Origin of the sequence: Paenibacillus illinoisensis NBRC 15959 (genome assembly GCF_004000925.1) — a bacterium.
In the GTDB taxonomy this organism is placed as follows: domain Bacteria; phylum Bacillota; class Bacilli; order Paenibacillales; family Paenibacillaceae; genus Paenibacillus; species Paenibacillus illinoisensis.
On sequence record NZ_BIME01000001.1, the window covers coordinates 501,053 to 516,866 of the forward strand.

Genomic DNA, 15,814 nt, shown 5'->3' on the forward strand with positions numbered 1-15,814 from the left:
TTCAAATGTATAGCATCTATATATTATACCCTAAATCCTAGGACCAGGTGCTATGATATGAACACCTTTTTGAAAAAAAATAAACACAGGTCAATTATAATGAACTCTCATTACAACTGACTTGTGTTTATTCTCGCGATTTTATTCGTGATTTCTGAACGATTTGCGTTCCATTTATTTTACCAGGCGTAATTTCCAATCCCGTTCAGAATGCCTTCAATCTCATTCAATTCTTCGGTTGTCAGGCCAGGTGCCTTTAATGCGGCAACATTCTCTTCGATCTGTGAAACACGGCTTGCGCCAATCAATGCAGAGGTTACACGGTTGTCACGGAGTATCCAATTCAGCGCCAATTGGGAAATGGTTTGTTCTCTGCGCTCAGCAACGGCCTGAAGGGCTTCAAACTTGGCAATCCGTTCGTCTGTATAGGCTTCTGTTCTCATATTGCCTGTCGGGTTCGCTCTTTCTTCCTTGATCTTGTCCACGTATTTGTTCGTCAGTTGACCTCGCCCCAGAGGACAGAATGCAATGGAGCCTACGCCCTGCTCATCCAGTACATCCTGTAATCCGTCTTCGATCCAGCGGTTAAGCATGGAATAGTTCGGTTGGTGGACGAGGCAAGGCGTTCCCAGATTACGCAGAATGGCGACCGCTTCTCTTGTCTGCTCTGCATCATAGTTGGATAGTCCGACATACAGCGCTTTGCCCTGTCTTACGATATGATCCAGCGCAGCCATCGTTTCTTCCAGCGGTGTATTCGGATCCGGACGGTGATGATAGAAAATGTCCACATACTCAAGCCCCATCCGTCCAAGGCTCTGATCCAGGCTGGCAATCAGGTTTTTGCGGGAGCCCCACTCGCCATAGGGACCTTTCCACATGTAATATCCTGCTTTCGTCGAGATAAGAAGTTCATCCCGGTATGGACGCAGATGTTTTTTGAACAAGACGCCAAAGTTTTCCTCAGCAGATCCTGGAGGTGGTCCATAGTTGTTCGCCAGATCAAAATGGTTAATTCCCAGATCAAATGAACGCAGAATCATCTCTTCCTGAATATCCAGCGTGCGGTTTCCGCCAAAGTTCTGCCACAGGCCAAGCGCAATCTGCGGCAGTCTGATTCCGGATTTGCCGGAACGTGCATACTTCATCTCATCGTAACGCTGTTCATCAGCAGTATAAGGCATATCATTTTCTCTCATTTCTTGTTAAAGTGGGTGAATACCCTTTCATCTTAGTCAGTTTCGGTCCAAAACGATATGGCATATCGCTATAACCATATGGAATAATACTTGTTGTCTATTCATAAGATCACATCTATAATTCATATCCTCTTACTAAAAATATGTTAAAATGCAAGAATGAACTACACAGGAGTGAATGCCTTGATTACATATATGTTCAAAAACAATCCGTTCCAGGATCTGCAGCTCCTTCATTATGGAACCGAACCCTGCACACCGGGTCACCACTTCGGCCCAGCCATGCGGGATCATTACAAAATCCATTATATTTTGGATGGCAAGGGTACTTTTGAAGTCGGAGGCAAAACTTATGAACTGCATAAAGGGCAGGGCTTTCTCATTGTCCCCCATTCCGTCGTTCACTACAAGGCTGATCTGGAAGATCCGTGGGAATACAGCTGGGTTGCTTTTCAAGGAAATGCCTCCCATTCACTATTACAGCAGGCCTGTCTGTCGGAGCAGCATCCGATCTTCGAACTGGAAAATGACGATGAGATGCGTTCCTGTCTGCATCGCATGATTAGCTCCCGAAATACACACAAAGGTTGGGAGATCAGCATGACCGGATGGTTATACCAATTTTTCTCCATTCTGATTGATCATGCAAACGAAGACATCCTTCCACCCGAGCAAGAATTCTCCAAAGAAACGTATGTCACCCAGGTCATGGACTTTGTTGAGATGAACTATGCGAACCCGATCACGGTGCAATCCATTGCTTCTCATATCGGCTTGCAGCGCAGCTATCTGTGCTCCTTGTTCAAAGACCGGATGGGCACCAGCATTCAATCCTATTTGGTCAACTACCGGATGCGCAAGGCCGCCGAACTGACTCTCGATACCGGGTTGACCATTGGGGATATCTCCCGCTCTGTCGGGTATTCCGATCAGCTTCTCTTCTCCAAAATGTTCAAAAAGGTGATGGGCGAAGCCCCCACCCATTACCGTAAAAACAAAACAGCACCTTCCCGGTTAAGCAGTTAACGGGAAGGTGCTGTTTACTTACATAGAGCTCAGACAGATAACCTGTCCATCGCAAATATTCATTCATTTTCCGGAAGAGACCACCTCAGTCACACTTGCTCCTGCATGGATACACCGACGACATGCACTTTAATTTCATTGACGAGAATGCCTGTCATCTGTTCCACGGCCTGCTGTACATTGTGCTGGAGTTCCTTGCAGACTTGATGCATTTTGAACCCATACTGCACATTAATGCGGAGCTGAATGGAGGCTTGGTCATCTTTTACATCGACGTCAATGCCTTTCTGCAGGCTTTTGCCGCTGATGCTCTTCGCAATGCCTTCGGTCAATCCAACCGACATGGAAGAGATGCCGGAGGTTGCCTGTGCTGCAATCCCCACAATCTTGGATACGACATCATTAGAGATGTGAATGGCACCCATCCGGACGGCTTGAGGTTCGATGTATTCGGGTTCGATATATTCTTTAGGGATGATTTCAGACATGGTTCCCACTCCTTCTATGGTTAATGATAAATAAGATATAAAGTGCGAATAAAATTTTTACACGTTAACGGAGAGTGCAGTACCGATCTGGAGAAGCGAAGCGCTCGCCTTTATCACCAGAGTTTCTCCCTTATAGAGGGAATCAAAGAAACTCGGGGATAACAGCGATCGGAAGATGGTACTGCAATCGGAGTGACTGGGTGTAACAGCCCATCCATTTTATATCCTAAAATCAGGCATTCTGCCATTTCTCCTTGAAGAACAGCTGGTAGACCCGAACCAGAATAATTTTGACGATCATGTAGACAGGGATGATGATCAAGATGGCAATGATGCCGCCGAGATCCCCTGCACCCAGCACCAATATAATGGTGGTCAGCGGATGAATGTCGAGCTTTTTGCCAAACACATACGGAGCGACCAGATTGTCCTGAATTTGCTGGGCCACCAGAATAATAATCAGCGACCAGATCGCCACCGATGGCGACTGAATCAGACCGATAATGACAATGGGGATGGACGATACGATAGCACCGATAAACGGAACAAAGTTCATGATGACCGCAACGACGGTAAGCAGCAGTGCATACGGCAGACCAATGATCAGAAAACCGATATACATCAGTACGCCAAGTGCCAGGTTAACCAGCACTCTTCCGACAATAAAGCCACTCAGTGCCTGATCGATCTCAAGAACAACCTCACGGCTGTCTTTTTGGAACCGTTTTGGTGCGATATGCACCAGTTTGCGGCCGAATTTCTCTCCCTGTTTCAACATGTAGAACAAGATGATCGGGAACGTAAACAGAATGATCGCAAAGCTGGAAATGAGCGAGAACAATCCACTCACATAGTTGGTCACGAAGGTAAACCCTTTATTAATATAGTCCGTAAGCTGAGAAAACGGCGTGGATCCCTCTGGGAATAATGCCTTGATCGCTCCGTTCTGCTCCAGTTCTCTCAGCTGTACACTGAGTGAGTTAATCAAATTCGGTGCATTGTCCACCAGATTGATCAGCTGTTCACGCAAGGACGGCCATAACCCCACAATGAACAGGACGAGCAGCACACCGAAGACCAGATAGATCAGCAATATGCTGAGTGTTCGGTTCAGCTTCTTCCGTTCCATGTAATTCACGAGCGGCCTTAGCAGATAATAAAAGAATACGGACAGCATCATCGGCACTGTGATAACTGTAATCATGGTCACCAGCGGCTGAAAGATAAAGCTGACGCGTGATAGCAGGTAGATATTGACGAGCACCAGAGCCAGCGCGATGCTGAACCGGACAAACGAACTTGCTTTAAACAAAATGTTCCCCTCCACATAAACCTTTTCTTTTTGGGATTTTCTACAGGTTTTTTCTGCCCTCTTCGTTACCCGTTTAAATGTACATTCAACGTATCAGTTTGGAATTTGAATCGTAAACACGGTAGTCTCCTTGCCTCGCTGGGACAGGATCAATCGTCCGCCCATCTTCTCTGTATTTCGCCGGGCAATTGCGAGTCCAAGTCCGGTTCCGCCCGTACCAGTTCGTGCTTCATCTCCTCGTACAAATGGATCAAAAATGGTGCTCCACAGTTCCTGGGGAATACCGACCCCTGTGTCTGCAACCTCGATGACTACATGCGTACCCAGCGGAATCAATTCTACCCGCAGCTCTGTTCCCTTTGGATTGTAGGACAGCGCATTGGTAATGAGGTTTTGAATAACCCGTGACAGCAATTCAGGATCGTATCTGGCGTATATCTCCTGATCAGGTACCAGCACATGAAGCACAAATTGTTTCTGCTCAATCTCACCATAGGTATCGGCCATGACTTCACGCACGAATTCTCCGATCTCTCTTTTCTGGATCTGCATGTGATAATCGGGAGAGTCCACCTTAAGCAGTTCGAGCATATTCTGAATCATTCGTGCTACCTGAACGGACTTGTTATAAATATATCCAAGATAACGCTGCTGCCTTTCCTGATTTTCTACCCGTCCCTCCACGAGGGCCTGAGCATATCCCTGAATGGAGGTAATTGGTGTTTTCAGATCATGCGACAGATCCACGATCAACCGCTGTTTGCTCTCTTCCGCATAGCGCTTTTCTTCTGAGGTATTCTCGATGACATCTGCCATATAATTAAACGTCTCGCCGATCTGGACAAATTCCTTCTCTGCCGAGATGGACAAGCGTGTACTGTAATTTCCTTGAATCATCTGGGTAAGCCCCAGTGATAAAATACTCAGTGGTTTTTTGATTCGGCGTGCGACCCAATAGCTGTATACGAATATCAGGAGCAGAACGAATCCAACTCCGATCATGATGTAAAATGACAAAGGGTGCTTCAAATTGGTAATCAGCAAATTTTCATTCATACGGATACTCACCAGATCACGCGGTATTTTCAGCAGTACATACTTCGCATCTCTCTCTGCTGCGTAGGGAGAAATGGAATAATAATATGTACTATCGCTCCGATTCTCCAGTCCGGCATACAACTCCGACTCACTGTAATATGTAACTGCATCCTGCTTGACACCGATCTGGCGAATGACCGAACGATCTGCATCCAGAATCTCGATCCATCCTCCGCTATCCATCAGACGCTGTATTTCCTTGCTTGATGAGTCATCCTCAAGCCTCTTGCTCAATTCAGCTGCATAGACATGCGCCTCGACGTTCAGATCAGGATCAACCACCTGATCCGAAATGCGGAAATCCACGACATCCAGCGAAACCATGAGATAGACAATCAAGACAAGCAGCAGCAAAAAGAAGTTGAACAGCAGGAAGTCCAGTGTCAGGGACGTTTGCAAAAGTCGCGTTTCTCTAGCTTTCCGTTGGCGCTTCAATTTTGTATCCGAGTCCCCTTATCGTTTTTAAATATTCAGGTTGTCTGGAGTCGCGTTCGATCTTCTCACGAATGTTGCTGATGTGCACCATAATGGTGCTGTCTTCATGCGCGTAATAGTCCCCCCATACCGCCTCGTAGATTTTCTTGCGTGTAAATACCCGGCCAGGCTGCTCCAGCAGCAGATCCACAATTTTGTATTCCGTGGAGGTTAGGGTTACAGGCTTGCCCGATCGAAAAAGCACACATTTGGAGCGATCCAGCATAAGTTCACCAAGAACAAGATTGGTCTCCTGGGGTGCGGCGGATTCATGGGCGTCAAATTGATTCACACGTCTTAACAAAGCTTCTACACGAGCAACAATCTCCAGCGGATTAAACGGCTTTGAAATATAATCATCCGCACCGAGTCCAAGTCCGAGAATCTTGTCATGATCCTGGCTTTTGGCGGATAGAAACAGGACGGGCATATGATGGGTTGCCCTAATTTGCTTGATTAACTGAAGTCCATCCATTACAGGCATCATAATATCCAAAATGACAAGATCGATCGGTACAGAACGAATGCATTCCAGCGCCTCCGCTCCATTCGCGGCAGTCCTGATGTCATAGTCCTTTTCAAGGTACAGTTGAAGCAGTTCCACGATCTCTGGTTCATCATCTGCAATTAATACGGTGTATCTCATGTTATTCCTCTCATTTCTTCATTCCTCAATCATCGGCAGTGTATTCTTTTACATGTATCTTACTACTATATACCACGTCCCTTAAATCCACCTAAATCAAATCTAAAGATAACCTAAATAAAAGCCCTGGCATGTGCCGGGGCTCGTAATTCTATCCATGATCTCCATGCTGCTGAAGCTTCAATGACTACTTCATATGGAGCCAAGGCTCAACCTTTTTATTCAAACTTTCCTTATCATATTGTATATACTGGCCTGCACGGTTGCGAACCGGATCACCTGCGTAGTAACGCTCATAGAGATCATGCCTCGCCCCAAGTGCACTTCCGGTCAGATCCCAAGCCAGCTGAAACAGACGAATTTTCTCTGGCGCTTGCAGTGTCACTCCACCAAGATATTTGGCCATCAATGGTCCTACCGTTTCATCCAGATCGAATCTGCCTGACGGGATCTGAATCAGTCCACCAGCGGCAATGGTTTTCAGAATTTCAACCGCTCTCGGGTAATATCGGCTACCCAGATTACGAGCTGTCTCAATGTATTTGAATGACGGGAGCCAGTTGCCATGCGCATCTGGCTGCGCCTGGGCCTCTGAAGCAACGATCAAGCCCTCAATGGTCTGCATCTGGCTGATCATCTCTCCGAGTTGTTCCTGCACATTCAGGAATGAATCCACACCGATTTCCTGCGCAATGGCTGCTGTGACGGCTGTGATGAATTCCAGCTTGGCGTGCAGCCGAATGATGCTCTGATGGTAGGCCAGACTGGAAGAGGCTGCGTTACAGCGAACCTGCCACACGGCTTCCGGATTGTTGTGCAGCAGTACACGCTCCCATGGAACCAATACATCATCAAAAAATAATACAGCGTCCATCTCATCATAACGGGCACTGAGAGGATGAGCAGCATCCAACTGTGGAGCGGCAAAAGATTCACGGCAAATCAGATGTAAACCCGGACTTCCCACAGCAACAATCACCATATGTGCCAGTTCCGGCAGATGCCCCGGAATCCGCTGAATCGGATACGCAATAATATCATCTGCATAAGGAGCTGCGGTCGCCACCATCTTGGCACCCCGAACAATAATCCCTTCCGAGTTGGTTCTCACAATCCGCAGCATGGCATCTTCATCTTCCCCAACAGGCAGGGATCGGTTGATCTGTGGGTCACGCTGGACAATCGTCAGGAATTTATCTTTTCGTTTGGCCTCCTGATAGTAGGCTGCTATCTTATCTGCATACATGGGATCATGTCGTGTCATATCCTGACGTGTAGCATACCACCCGACAAGACGCGAGCGGGCATAATCCGACAGTCTGCTCATGACTCCATAGGTTCGATCCGACCAGAGTCGAAATGCTGCCGCTCTACAGCTGATATCCTGAAAAGAGTGGGGCACCCGAAAAGCCTGATGCACATAACTCCCCGTCTGTTCATCCCAATATGCCACTGTATCTCGTGTATCCGGATCATCCACCAAATCGAACAAGTTCTTAATGGTCTGCAGTGTTCCCTGAAAGGCGGGATGTTCGGTTACCCGGACACGCTTGCCATCCAGCCATACGTTTCGCTCATCATTCAATCGGTGTATGTAAGCTTGTCCGCGAGACATCGTGATGCTCATGATCCATCCTCCCTCTCAGGCAAAAAGCCTGCTATGGCTACCAATCTCAAAGTACAACTGTCATATACTGAAGTTATGTATGATACACACTTTGATACAATTTGTATCTAATGAAATAGTACTGTGTCCAGGATAGAAAAGTCAACAAACACCGAACGAAGCGTCCGATGTTTGCCTAAGTCATGCAAGTTTAGATTAATTTGGAGTACATATGGCGTAAATACCGCCAGCGCACAAGCGCAAAGAACAGGATCTGCATGGTGGCAAAAACGAAGAAGATACGCAGACTATATCCCATAACTGAAAAATCGACCAACTGCTGCAGCGCCACAAATGCCACCGAACTATGAATCAAAGCAATGAGTAATGGCAGGAAAAACATAAGCAGCAGCTGCTGAGTTACAATTTTACGAAGTTCAGGACGACTGAGTCCCATCTTGCCAATCATGCGATACTGTGCTTCATCCCTTTCCAGATCCGCGTAGAGTCTAAAATAGGTAAAGCTTGCCGCAAAGGTAAAGAAGACAATACCGATCAGACCGCTCAGGATCAAAATGATCCCATTGGTTTGTTTCGAATTCAGCCAGTCCACAACGAGAGCACTGAACATGAAGTAGCCTTTCGTACGCGGCCGATCCTGAATCGAATTAACCAGTTCAGGGGCGAAGGCCCGCGTGCCCATCCAATCCTCCACCACAAATTGAGTCATTTTATTGGAATAGTAATCTTCACTCAAGTCTAGGAATTCATTGTACGCTCGCTTCATCTTTTCAAACAATTCATCGGAAATGACGTAGATGTCCACTTTGAAATCAACAGGGATAACGATTTCGGTAGCTGGAGGAGACAGCTGAACCTGTTGATGATAATTTTCAACTTCAAGATCGACCTGTGTTGGTGAGAACCCCTGCTCCACTTGTTTACGCAGCTCTTTGCGTGCTACCAGATTCGATGGCGTCATAAAGGCCCCATTTTCCGTATCCAACGTGCGTTCTTCGTAACCAAGGGCCTTGGCCAGATAGTTGTATTCACTCAATTTGATGATATTGCTGCCAGTGTTATTCTCATACAGCTGGGTGTAGCTGCCTTTTACATAGGGGACCTCATGGTCAACAAGTGTTTCCTCAATCTGCCTGATATCCCCCTCTGCCTCAGGTGTATCCCATGAATTCGTGTAAGTGAATGCATACGGGTTCGTCATCGACGACAACCCTGGATCAGCGATCGCCAGCATGGTGCCAATGCCGGTAAATGCCGAGGCTGAGATGACACTTACCATGAAAAACATGACAGCATTGTCTTTCATGCGATACGTAAGCTCGGATAGAAACAGTACATTGGTTTTACGGAAAAACAAACGCTGATTTCGTTTTAATGCCCGAATGACATACACACTGAGCTGCGTGAACAGCAGGTATGTACCTGCGATAACCATAATGACACTCCCCAGGAGCAGCGGGAATGAGTATGTCACCCACACAAAAGTGAACACCCCAGCATAGCCACCGCCAATCAACAACACGGATAGAAACGCGAGCAAGCGTGATGCCTTCGGCTCCGGCTTCGGCTTTTCCTCCGATTTCACCAAATCAATCAGCGTTCCCTTGCGGATAAGCAGAGAAGAAGACAGTGCAATGACAGCAAACAGAATAAGGAATGCGACAGCTGTCAGAACGATTGCTTTTAATGGAAAATAAAATCGAAGACTGTTCTCCACAGCCAGCAGGGAACCGCAGATGAGCAGGATCAGTTTTCCGAAGATCATCCCCAGTCCAACACCCGCTGCAATGGCAGCAATCCCGATACACATGTTCTCCATAAACAGGAGCCGATTCATCTGCTTGCGTGTCATGCCGATGATCAGGAAGATACCAAATTCCTTCTTGCGTGTTTTCAGAAATGAACCGACCGAGTATAGCAAGAACAGGAATGAAAAGATAAAAATAATGATCTCTGCAATCATAAAGCCCTGATTGGCAAGCATAGTAACCGTTTCACTTGATCCCCTCAAACCATCCTTCAGATCCGGGTGAAACAGAAGCAGTGCATATGTGAAAAATATCATGACGGAAAATGTGCTGCTCAGAAAATGAGCCAAATAAATCCGTTTGTTGCGAACCACATTGTTAATGGCGAACTGGCGAAAATTCATGTCCTGACCCTCCCATTAGGGATAACACATTAATAATCTTTTGATAAAAAGCCGCTCGGTTATCGCCATAGTGAATCTCGTTATAGAGTTTGCCGTCCTTGATGAAGACGACCCGGCTGCAGTAGCTCGCTGCAACTGCATCATGTGTAACCAGCAGCATCGTCGCCTGATCCTCCTGATTGCGAAGCTCCAGCATCTCCATGACATCACGTGCCGCCTTCGAGTCCAGGTTGCCTGTTGGCTCATCCGCCAATATTAGTTTCGGCGAATGGATTAGTGCTCTGGCAATGGCCGTTCTCTGTGCCTGTCCCCCAGAAATCTCATAAGTCCGCTTGTCCAGAATCCCCTCAATCCCCAGCTTGCTTGCGAGCCGGTCCACACGAGCGTTCATCTCCCCCAGCGGCGTTCCATCGAGCGTAAGCGGCAGCACAATGTTCTCCTTCACCGTAAGGGTATTGAGCAGATTGAACGACTGAAATACAAATCCCAGCTCTTTGCGCCGGAACAGCGCAAGCTCATCCTGGTTCAGCTCGAACGGATTTTTCCCGGCAATGCGCAGTTCTCCTGATGTCGGATGGTCGATCGTGGAGATCATGTTGAGCAGTGTCGTTTTGCCGCTGCCGGATGGACCCATGATTCCTACAAATTCGCCTTCCTGGATGCTGAGGTCAATCCCCGATAATGCTTCATAGGAGACAATCCCTTTATAGATTTTGCTGATCTGTTTTACCGAGCATATTTCCATATGTACCACTCCTTTTTTACGTTGAACATGAGTCAACCATGACCCACTCGCATCTATTTATTCATTGGTTATTCATTAACACTCTTGATGCCCTGACTTCTGACTTCAGTTTAACCGAAGTTTCGGCTAATCTCCTATGGCTTAACCTTTCACTTGCATGACAAAGTTGTAAGGTTGCTTCAATTAAAACAAAAAAAGACGTCATTACCCCGGGGTAACAGACGTCGATTCTCTTGAACATTCCTCTTGGAAATCAATATAGAAAATATTCTACAGACTAGATGCTAAATGTAATCCGGACCGTCGTCCCTTCACCATATACCGATTCCAGATCGATCCGGTGATTCATTCGGGTCAGGACCTCTTTCACGATGTACAGCCCCATACCCGTTGACTCCTTGAAATGACGACCGTTCTCTCCCGTAAAGAAAGGCTGGAACACCCTGTTCAGATCTGACTTCGGAATACCGGCACCCTGATCTTGAACTTCAAGAATAATGGACCGTTCTGCTTTATATGCACGCAGGTATATCTTCTGTCCGTTACCAGAGGAGTATTTGATGGCATTGGAGAGCAGTTGCACGATGACAAAACGAATCCATTTGGCGTCCGATTGCACAATTAGCGAAGCATCCATCTGAATCTCCGGATAGACATGATTGCGAATGAAGAAACGCTTCAGCTCATGAATGGCCTCTTCGCCTGCTACCTTGAGTGTAACCGGTTCAACACTGAAGTCCTGTTCAAATGTGTCCAAACGCGCTACGTACAGCACCGTTTCCAATCCGCGTCTCATCTGATCTGCTTCCTCCCGAATACTCCTGAGACGCGGGTCATCGTCCTCCTGGTCCTGCACGGTCAGTTCAATCACGGATAATGGTGTCTTCATCTGGTGCACCCACTGATTCATAAATGTGAGATACTCCTGCTGGCGCTGCTCCAGACGATGGAGATGAGCATGATAATGACCATATTGTGAATCCAGCAGCTTCTCCAGCGCTACCGATAAGGGAACCATCTCTTCGAGCGGGACAAATTCATTAAGCGAATTCATGGGTTGTGTCATTCGGGTATAGAACGCCCTGTGAGACATATAACGGTACGTCAGGTAACCTGCAAATAAAAATAACCCCAGCGATACGGCATAGACAGCTGTCAGCACATGGTCGTAACCGTCATACCAAAATACGCCGACGACGGTAAGCAAGATGACGACCACCCAGCAAGTTAAAGCAAGGTGTTCTCTCATAAACAGCTTCATGATGGTGAAGCCGTATTCCAGTTTGCGTTTAACCGATAACCGGAACCCCTCACCGTTTCCAAAGCGTCTGTTATGCCTATTTCGGCCAATCGCTTGCGTACACGAGTTACATTGACACTGAGTGTATTGTCGTCTACAAAGGAGTCATCCCACAGTTTCTCCAGAATCGTCTCCCTGCTCACGAGCTTCGGACTACGACGAAGGAGCGTTTCCAGCAGTATCGTTTCCTTCTTCGTCAGCTGCACTTTGCGATCACCGAGCTGAATCTCCAGTCTTTCCAGGTATACGGTCAATCCTTCCAGCTCGACCTTGCGTTCTTCGTCACGGGCTGCGTAATCTCCATATACACGTCGCAGCTGACTTTTGATTTTGGCCATCACGATTTCATGTTCAAACGGCTTCGTAATATAATCATCCGCTCCGTTTTCCAGCGCCATCACCTGATCCATCTTGCCGCTCCGGGCGGAAATAAACAAAATCGGACACGTAGACATCGTACGGATCTGACGACACCAGTAGAATCCGTCATAGCTGGGCAAGTTGATATCCAGAAGAACAACATGTGGCTGGATCTGCTCAAATTGCTGTAACACTCGCTCAAAATCCTCTACCAGAACGGCTCTGTCCCCGTATCGTTCAATATGGGATTTCAGCAGTCCTGCAATTTTCGGATCATCTTCGACGATCATTATGGTATACATAAATGGGCCGCACCCCTAACCTGTAATAATGAAATGTAGTATATTCTCTCTCATTCCAAAATCATAACACAGGATGGATTACTCGGCATGAACCTGTTTGCGCCATTGTACAATGTCTGCGTTCAATTGCTTGAGGTCACCCGATGGTTGCTGCTCATCAGACAGCTTGTAAGACTGCTTCAGTGCCAGAATACGATACACGCTTTCATCAATTCGAGATTCGGTGATTTCCCCATTCTTCACCGCATTTTTCAATGTATCAAATATCGTTTTGGCACTTTCATAGCTGTGAGCCACGAGCAAAATATCACTGCCTGCCTGAACGGTCGCGATTGCAGCTTCATTCAGTTTATAATTTTTGGCGATTGCACCCATGCTGAGATCATCTGTAATGACGACGCCGTCGTAATTGAATTTGCCCCGCAGATGTTCACCAATAATGACATCCGATAACGAAGCAGGATGATCAGGATCCAGCTTAGGGAATAAAATGTGAGCCACCATTACAGCCTCCACATGCTCTTTCACCGCGGCCTGAAACGGAATCCACTCCAGCTCGGCCAGCTGCTTCTCTGTTTTGTTCACCACGGGAAGATCCAGATGGGAGTCCACCGACGTATCCCCATGACCGGGAAAATGCTTCACGACCGGAATCACTCCCTCGCTGCGCAGACCTTTCATCTCAGCGACGCCGAGACGAGACACAAGTTCAGCCGAACTGCCAAAGGAACGGTCGCCAATCACCGGATTGTTCGGATTGCTGTTGACGTCCAACACCGGAGCAAAATCCACATTAAAGCCTGCAAGTTGGATCTGTCTTGCCAGTAACCTACCCATGCTTTCCGCCAGTTCGGCGTCTTTCCTCGCTCCAACTTTACCATTAGAAGGAATACTCTGCACTTCATCCGGCATTCGGCTGACTTTGCCGCCCTCCTGGTCCACACTCATGAAGATCGGCACCGGATTGGAACGGTTTGCTTCCTTGATGGACTGCACAAAATCCGCTGTTCCCTGCAAAGTCGTCACGTTATTACCATAAAAAATGATGCCTCCTACCTTTTGGTCCGCAATCATTTGTTTGGCCTGGTCATCCAAAGCAGTCCCCTGTACCCCGGCCAAAATCATCTGTCCAATCTTTTCATCCAGCGAGAGCTGATCCAGCTGCTCCTGAACCGGATCTGCCTCTTCCTGAGGGGAAGCATTGTTCTGCTCATTATTCTCATCAGCTTCCTCCGCATCGGAATCACCACTGCCTTCCGGTGCAGCTTGTTGTTCCGTAGTAGAGCCTGTAGAGGAATTCGCTGTGGAGCCGGGCTTTTGCGTTTCTCCACATGCGGTAATGAGCATAAGGACTGCAATAATCAGAAATAACATATGCAACGAGTGTCTTCGTTTATTCTTTATAGAATCGTTATGTACATACAAGGAATGTCAACCTCCTAATTCATGTTGGAATGTGTACCGTAATGTTCAGGCATAACATTAACATAAGCAACTCTTTTTTCAAAATCACCTGCTTTAATTCAAAGAGTGAGATACGGGTCTGATTTGCCAAAAAAATGCTTGCATTTGAGCGTTGTAATATGGTTTCTAATGATTTTTTCAACGAAGGGCGTGGGCGTTGTATGGACAATGGGGTACATAAATGCGGGAGAGAAATGGTATTCTGTTGTGAATTTTTCATATGTTGAAATTATTATTATAGCAAGTTGAAAAAGCCGCCTTTCGGCGGCATTAGGTTGCTGTGGATTGCTCATTTTTTGTCTTCCTTTTTTACCTACAAGGAAGACAAAAGAAGAAAAATGCTGATAAATAGCTACTATTCACTAATTCAATGTTTTCAACACTTCAGTTGTAAATGGAATGATCTCGGACTGGCGTCCTTCACGCACTTTTGCAGGCCACTCCGGATCGCTTAGCAGTACACGTCCCAGAGCGATCAGTTCAAACTCCTTGTTCTCTAACATCGTATTCAATTGGTCCAAGTGAGCATCGCCAGTTCCCTGATTCTCGGTTGATCGGTCCACGAATTCGGCTTCCAGACCAACGGACCCAACGGATATCGCAGGTTTCCCGCTTAATTTTTGTGTCCACCCGGCAAGGTTTAATTCAGATCCTTCGAATTCCGGCAGCCAGAAGCGACGAGTCGAGCAATGAAAGATATCTACGCCCGCCGCAGCCAGTGGCGCAAGAAATTGCTCCAACTGTTCCGGGGTATCCACCAGGCGAGCATCATAATTGCCCATTTTCCATTGAGAGAAACGAAGCACGATCGGAAAATCCGGTCCAACTGCCTTGCGGCACGCTTCAATGACCTCGACTGCGAATTGTGTGCGTTTGACCAAGTCACCGCCATACTTGTCTGTACGACGATTGGTATGCTCCCAGAAAAACTGATCAATCAGGTATCCGTGAGCGCCATGCAATTCTATGCCATCGAACCCGATCCGCTTCGCATCTGCAGCTGCTTGTGCGAACGCTTGTACCAGGCCTTGGATCTCTTCTTCGGTTAAAGGTTCCCTGTTCTCTTCCCCTGCCATGCTGATGCCAGAGGGGCTTACAGGCTCCGCTTCTGCATGAGGCAGATCACCCGTACGCCTTGCGGTACCCACATGCCACAATTGAGGCATGATTTTACCGCCTGCGTCATGAACGGCTTGAACCACATTCGACCAGCCCTGGAGGGATTCATCACCATGAAATAACGGAATACTCGCACCACTTACAGAGGAAGGATGGTTAATCCCTGTCCCCTCCGTAATAATGAGCCCCACACCGCCAGCTGCTCTGCGTCTGTAATATTCAGCAACTTCCGGCCCGGGTACACCCTCTGGAGAGAAACCGCGAGTCATGGGTGCCATGACGATCCGATTGGACAATGTAAGCTTGTCTGAAGTGAAGGGTGTAAACAACGCTGAAGGTACATTCATTTGTTTATAGCTCCTTTATCTTGTGGAATGTCAGAACCCAATTACCTTTCCATTTTATGATTTGTGAGTTTTATTTTCAAACTCGCTAATGAAATGATCTATTATGTAACATAAAAAAATAGAGCATCCCCGCAGCAAGTGGCAATAATTACGCT

Annotated in this window: 13 protein-coding genes; 1 reads left to right on the forward strand and 12 read right to left on the reverse strand. The window is 47.1% G+C overall.

Going from position 1 to position 15,814, the window contains the following annotated elements; genetic code table 11:
- Positions 1–179: 179 nt before the first annotated feature.
- A complete protein-coding gene (locus PIL01S_RS02055) occupies positions 180–1,184 on the reverse strand; it encodes an aldo/keto reductase (RefSeq protein ID WP_127536048.1) in 1,005 nt (334 codons plus the stop codon).
- Between the two features lie 198 nt (positions 1,185–1,382).
- Between PIL01S_RS02055 and PIL01S_RS02060 the strand changes: the two genes are divergently transcribed.
- Positions 1,383–2,225: an AraC family transcriptional regulator gene (locus PIL01S_RS02060; RefSeq protein ID WP_174818655.1), complete on the forward strand. Its 843-nt coding sequence runs from the start codon at positions 1,383–1,385 to the stop codon at positions 2,223–2,225.
- 89 nt (positions 2,226–2,314) lie between these two features.
- Here PIL01S_RS02060 and PIL01S_RS02065 read toward each other — a convergent pair whose 3' ends face one another.
- From PIL01S_RS02065 to PIL01S_RS02115, 11 genes are all read right to left on the reverse strand, one after another.
- On the reverse strand, positions 2,315–2,713 hold the full coding sequence (locus tag PIL01S_RS02065; protein ID WP_095358391.1) for an Asp23/Gls24 family envelope stress response protein: 399 nt from the start codon (positions 2,711–2,713) through the stop codon (positions 2,315–2,317).
- A 232-nt stretch (positions 2,714–2,945) separates the two neighbouring features.
- Positions 2,946–4,025 (reverse strand): AI-2E family transporter, encoded by a 1,080-nt coding sequence (locus tag PIL01S_RS02070; protein ID WP_127536049.1) that lies wholly within the window; start codon positions 4,023–4,025, stop codon positions 2,946–2,948.
- A 93-nt stretch (positions 4,026–4,118) separates the two neighbouring features.
- Entirely contained in the window at positions 4,119–5,558 is a 1,440-nt protein-coding gene (locus PIL01S_RS02075; RefSeq protein WP_127536050.1) for a sensor histidine kinase, read from the reverse strand.
- A complete protein-coding gene (locus PIL01S_RS02080) occupies positions 5,536–6,243 on the reverse strand; it encodes a response regulator transcription factor (RefSeq protein WP_127536051.1) in 708 nt (235 codons plus the stop codon). The genes PIL01S_RS02075 and PIL01S_RS02080 overlap by 23 nt, the downstream gene beginning before the upstream one ends.
- A gap of 187 nt (positions 6,244–6,430) precedes the next feature.
- On the reverse strand, positions 6,431–7,870 hold the full coding sequence (locus PIL01S_RS02085) for a 4-hydroxyphenylacetate 3-hydroxylase family protein (RefSeq protein WP_127536052.1): 1,440 nt from the start codon (positions 7,868–7,870) through the stop codon (positions 6,431–6,433).
- Between the two features lie 190 nt (positions 7,871–8,060).
- On the reverse strand, positions 8,061–10,022 hold the full coding sequence (locus PIL01S_RS02090; RefSeq protein ID WP_127536053.1) for an FtsX-like permease family protein: 1,962 nt from the start codon (positions 10,020–10,022) through the stop codon (positions 8,061–8,063).
- Positions 9,997–10,767 carry an ABC transporter ATP-binding protein gene (locus PIL01S_RS02095; RefSeq protein WP_095358397.1) on the reverse strand — a complete coding sequence of 257 codons (771 nt, stop codon included), beginning with the start codon at positions 10,765–10,767 and terminating at the stop codon, positions 9,997–9,999. Before PIL01S_RS02095 ends, PIL01S_RS02090 begins: the two co-directional genes overlap by 26 nt.
- Before the next feature lie 277 nt (positions 10,768–11,044).
- Positions 11,045–12,028, reverse strand: coding sequence for a sensor histidine kinase (locus tag PIL01S_RS02100; RefSeq protein WP_127536054.1), 984 nt, complete (start codon positions 12,026–12,028; stop codon positions 11,045–11,047).
- Positions 12,025–12,729: a response regulator transcription factor gene (locus PIL01S_RS02105; RefSeq protein WP_127536055.1), complete on the reverse strand. Its 705-nt coding sequence runs from the start codon at positions 12,727–12,729 to the stop codon at positions 12,025–12,027. Before PIL01S_RS02105 ends, PIL01S_RS02100 begins: the two co-directional genes overlap by 4 nt.
- Positions 12,730–12,807: 78 nt before the next feature.
- Positions 12,808–14,154 (reverse strand): beta-N-acetylhexosaminidase, encoded by a 1,347-nt coding sequence (gene nagZ / locus PIL01S_RS02110; RefSeq protein ID WP_246058065.1) that lies wholly within the window; start codon positions 14,152–14,154, stop codon positions 12,808–12,810.
- A gap of 401 nt (positions 14,155–14,555) precedes the next feature.
- Entirely contained in the window at positions 14,556–15,659 is a 1,104-nt protein-coding gene (locus PIL01S_RS02115; protein WP_127536056.1) for an NADH:flavin oxidoreductase, read from the reverse strand.
- Positions 15,660–15,814 lie beyond the last annotated feature (155 nt).

Excerpts from the sequence above, each read along its gene's own strand:
- PIL01S_RS02065 (WP_095358391.1), bottom strand. The coding sequence starts at position 2,713 with ATGTCTGAAATCATCCCTAAAGAATATATCGAACCCGAATACATCGAA.
- PIL01S_RS02095 (WP_095358397.1), bottom strand. The coding sequence starts at position 10,767 with ATGGAAATATGCTCGGTAAAACAGATCAGCAAAATCTATAAAGGGATT.
- PIL01S_RS02105 (WP_127536055.1), bottom strand. The coding sequence starts at position 12,729 with ATGTATACCATAATGATCGTCGAAGATGATCCGAAAATTGCAGGACTG.
- PIL01S_RS02085 (WP_127536052.1), bottom strand. The coding sequence starts at position 7,870 with ATGAGCATCACGATGTCTCGCGGACAAGCTTACATACACCGATTGAAT.
- PIL01S_RS02100 (WP_127536054.1), bottom strand. The coding sequence starts at position 12,028 with ATGAAGCTGTTTATGAGAGAACACCTTGCTTTAACTTGCTGGGTGGTC.
- PIL01S_RS02090 (WP_127536053.1), bottom strand. The coding sequence starts at position 10,022 with ATGAATTTTCGCCAGTTCGCCATTAACAATGTGGTTCGCAACAAACGG.
- PIL01S_RS02055 (WP_127536048.1), bottom strand. The coding sequence starts at position 1,184 with ATGCCTTATACTGCTGATGAACAGCGTTACGATGAGATGAAGTATGCA.
- PIL01S_RS02115 (WP_127536056.1), bottom strand. The coding sequence starts at position 15,659 with ATGAATGTACCTTCAGCGTTGTTTACACCCTTCACTTCAGACAAGCTT.
- PIL01S_RS02080 (WP_127536051.1), bottom strand. The coding sequence starts at position 6,243 with ATGAGATACACCGTATTAATTGCAGATGATGAACCAGAGATCGTGGAA.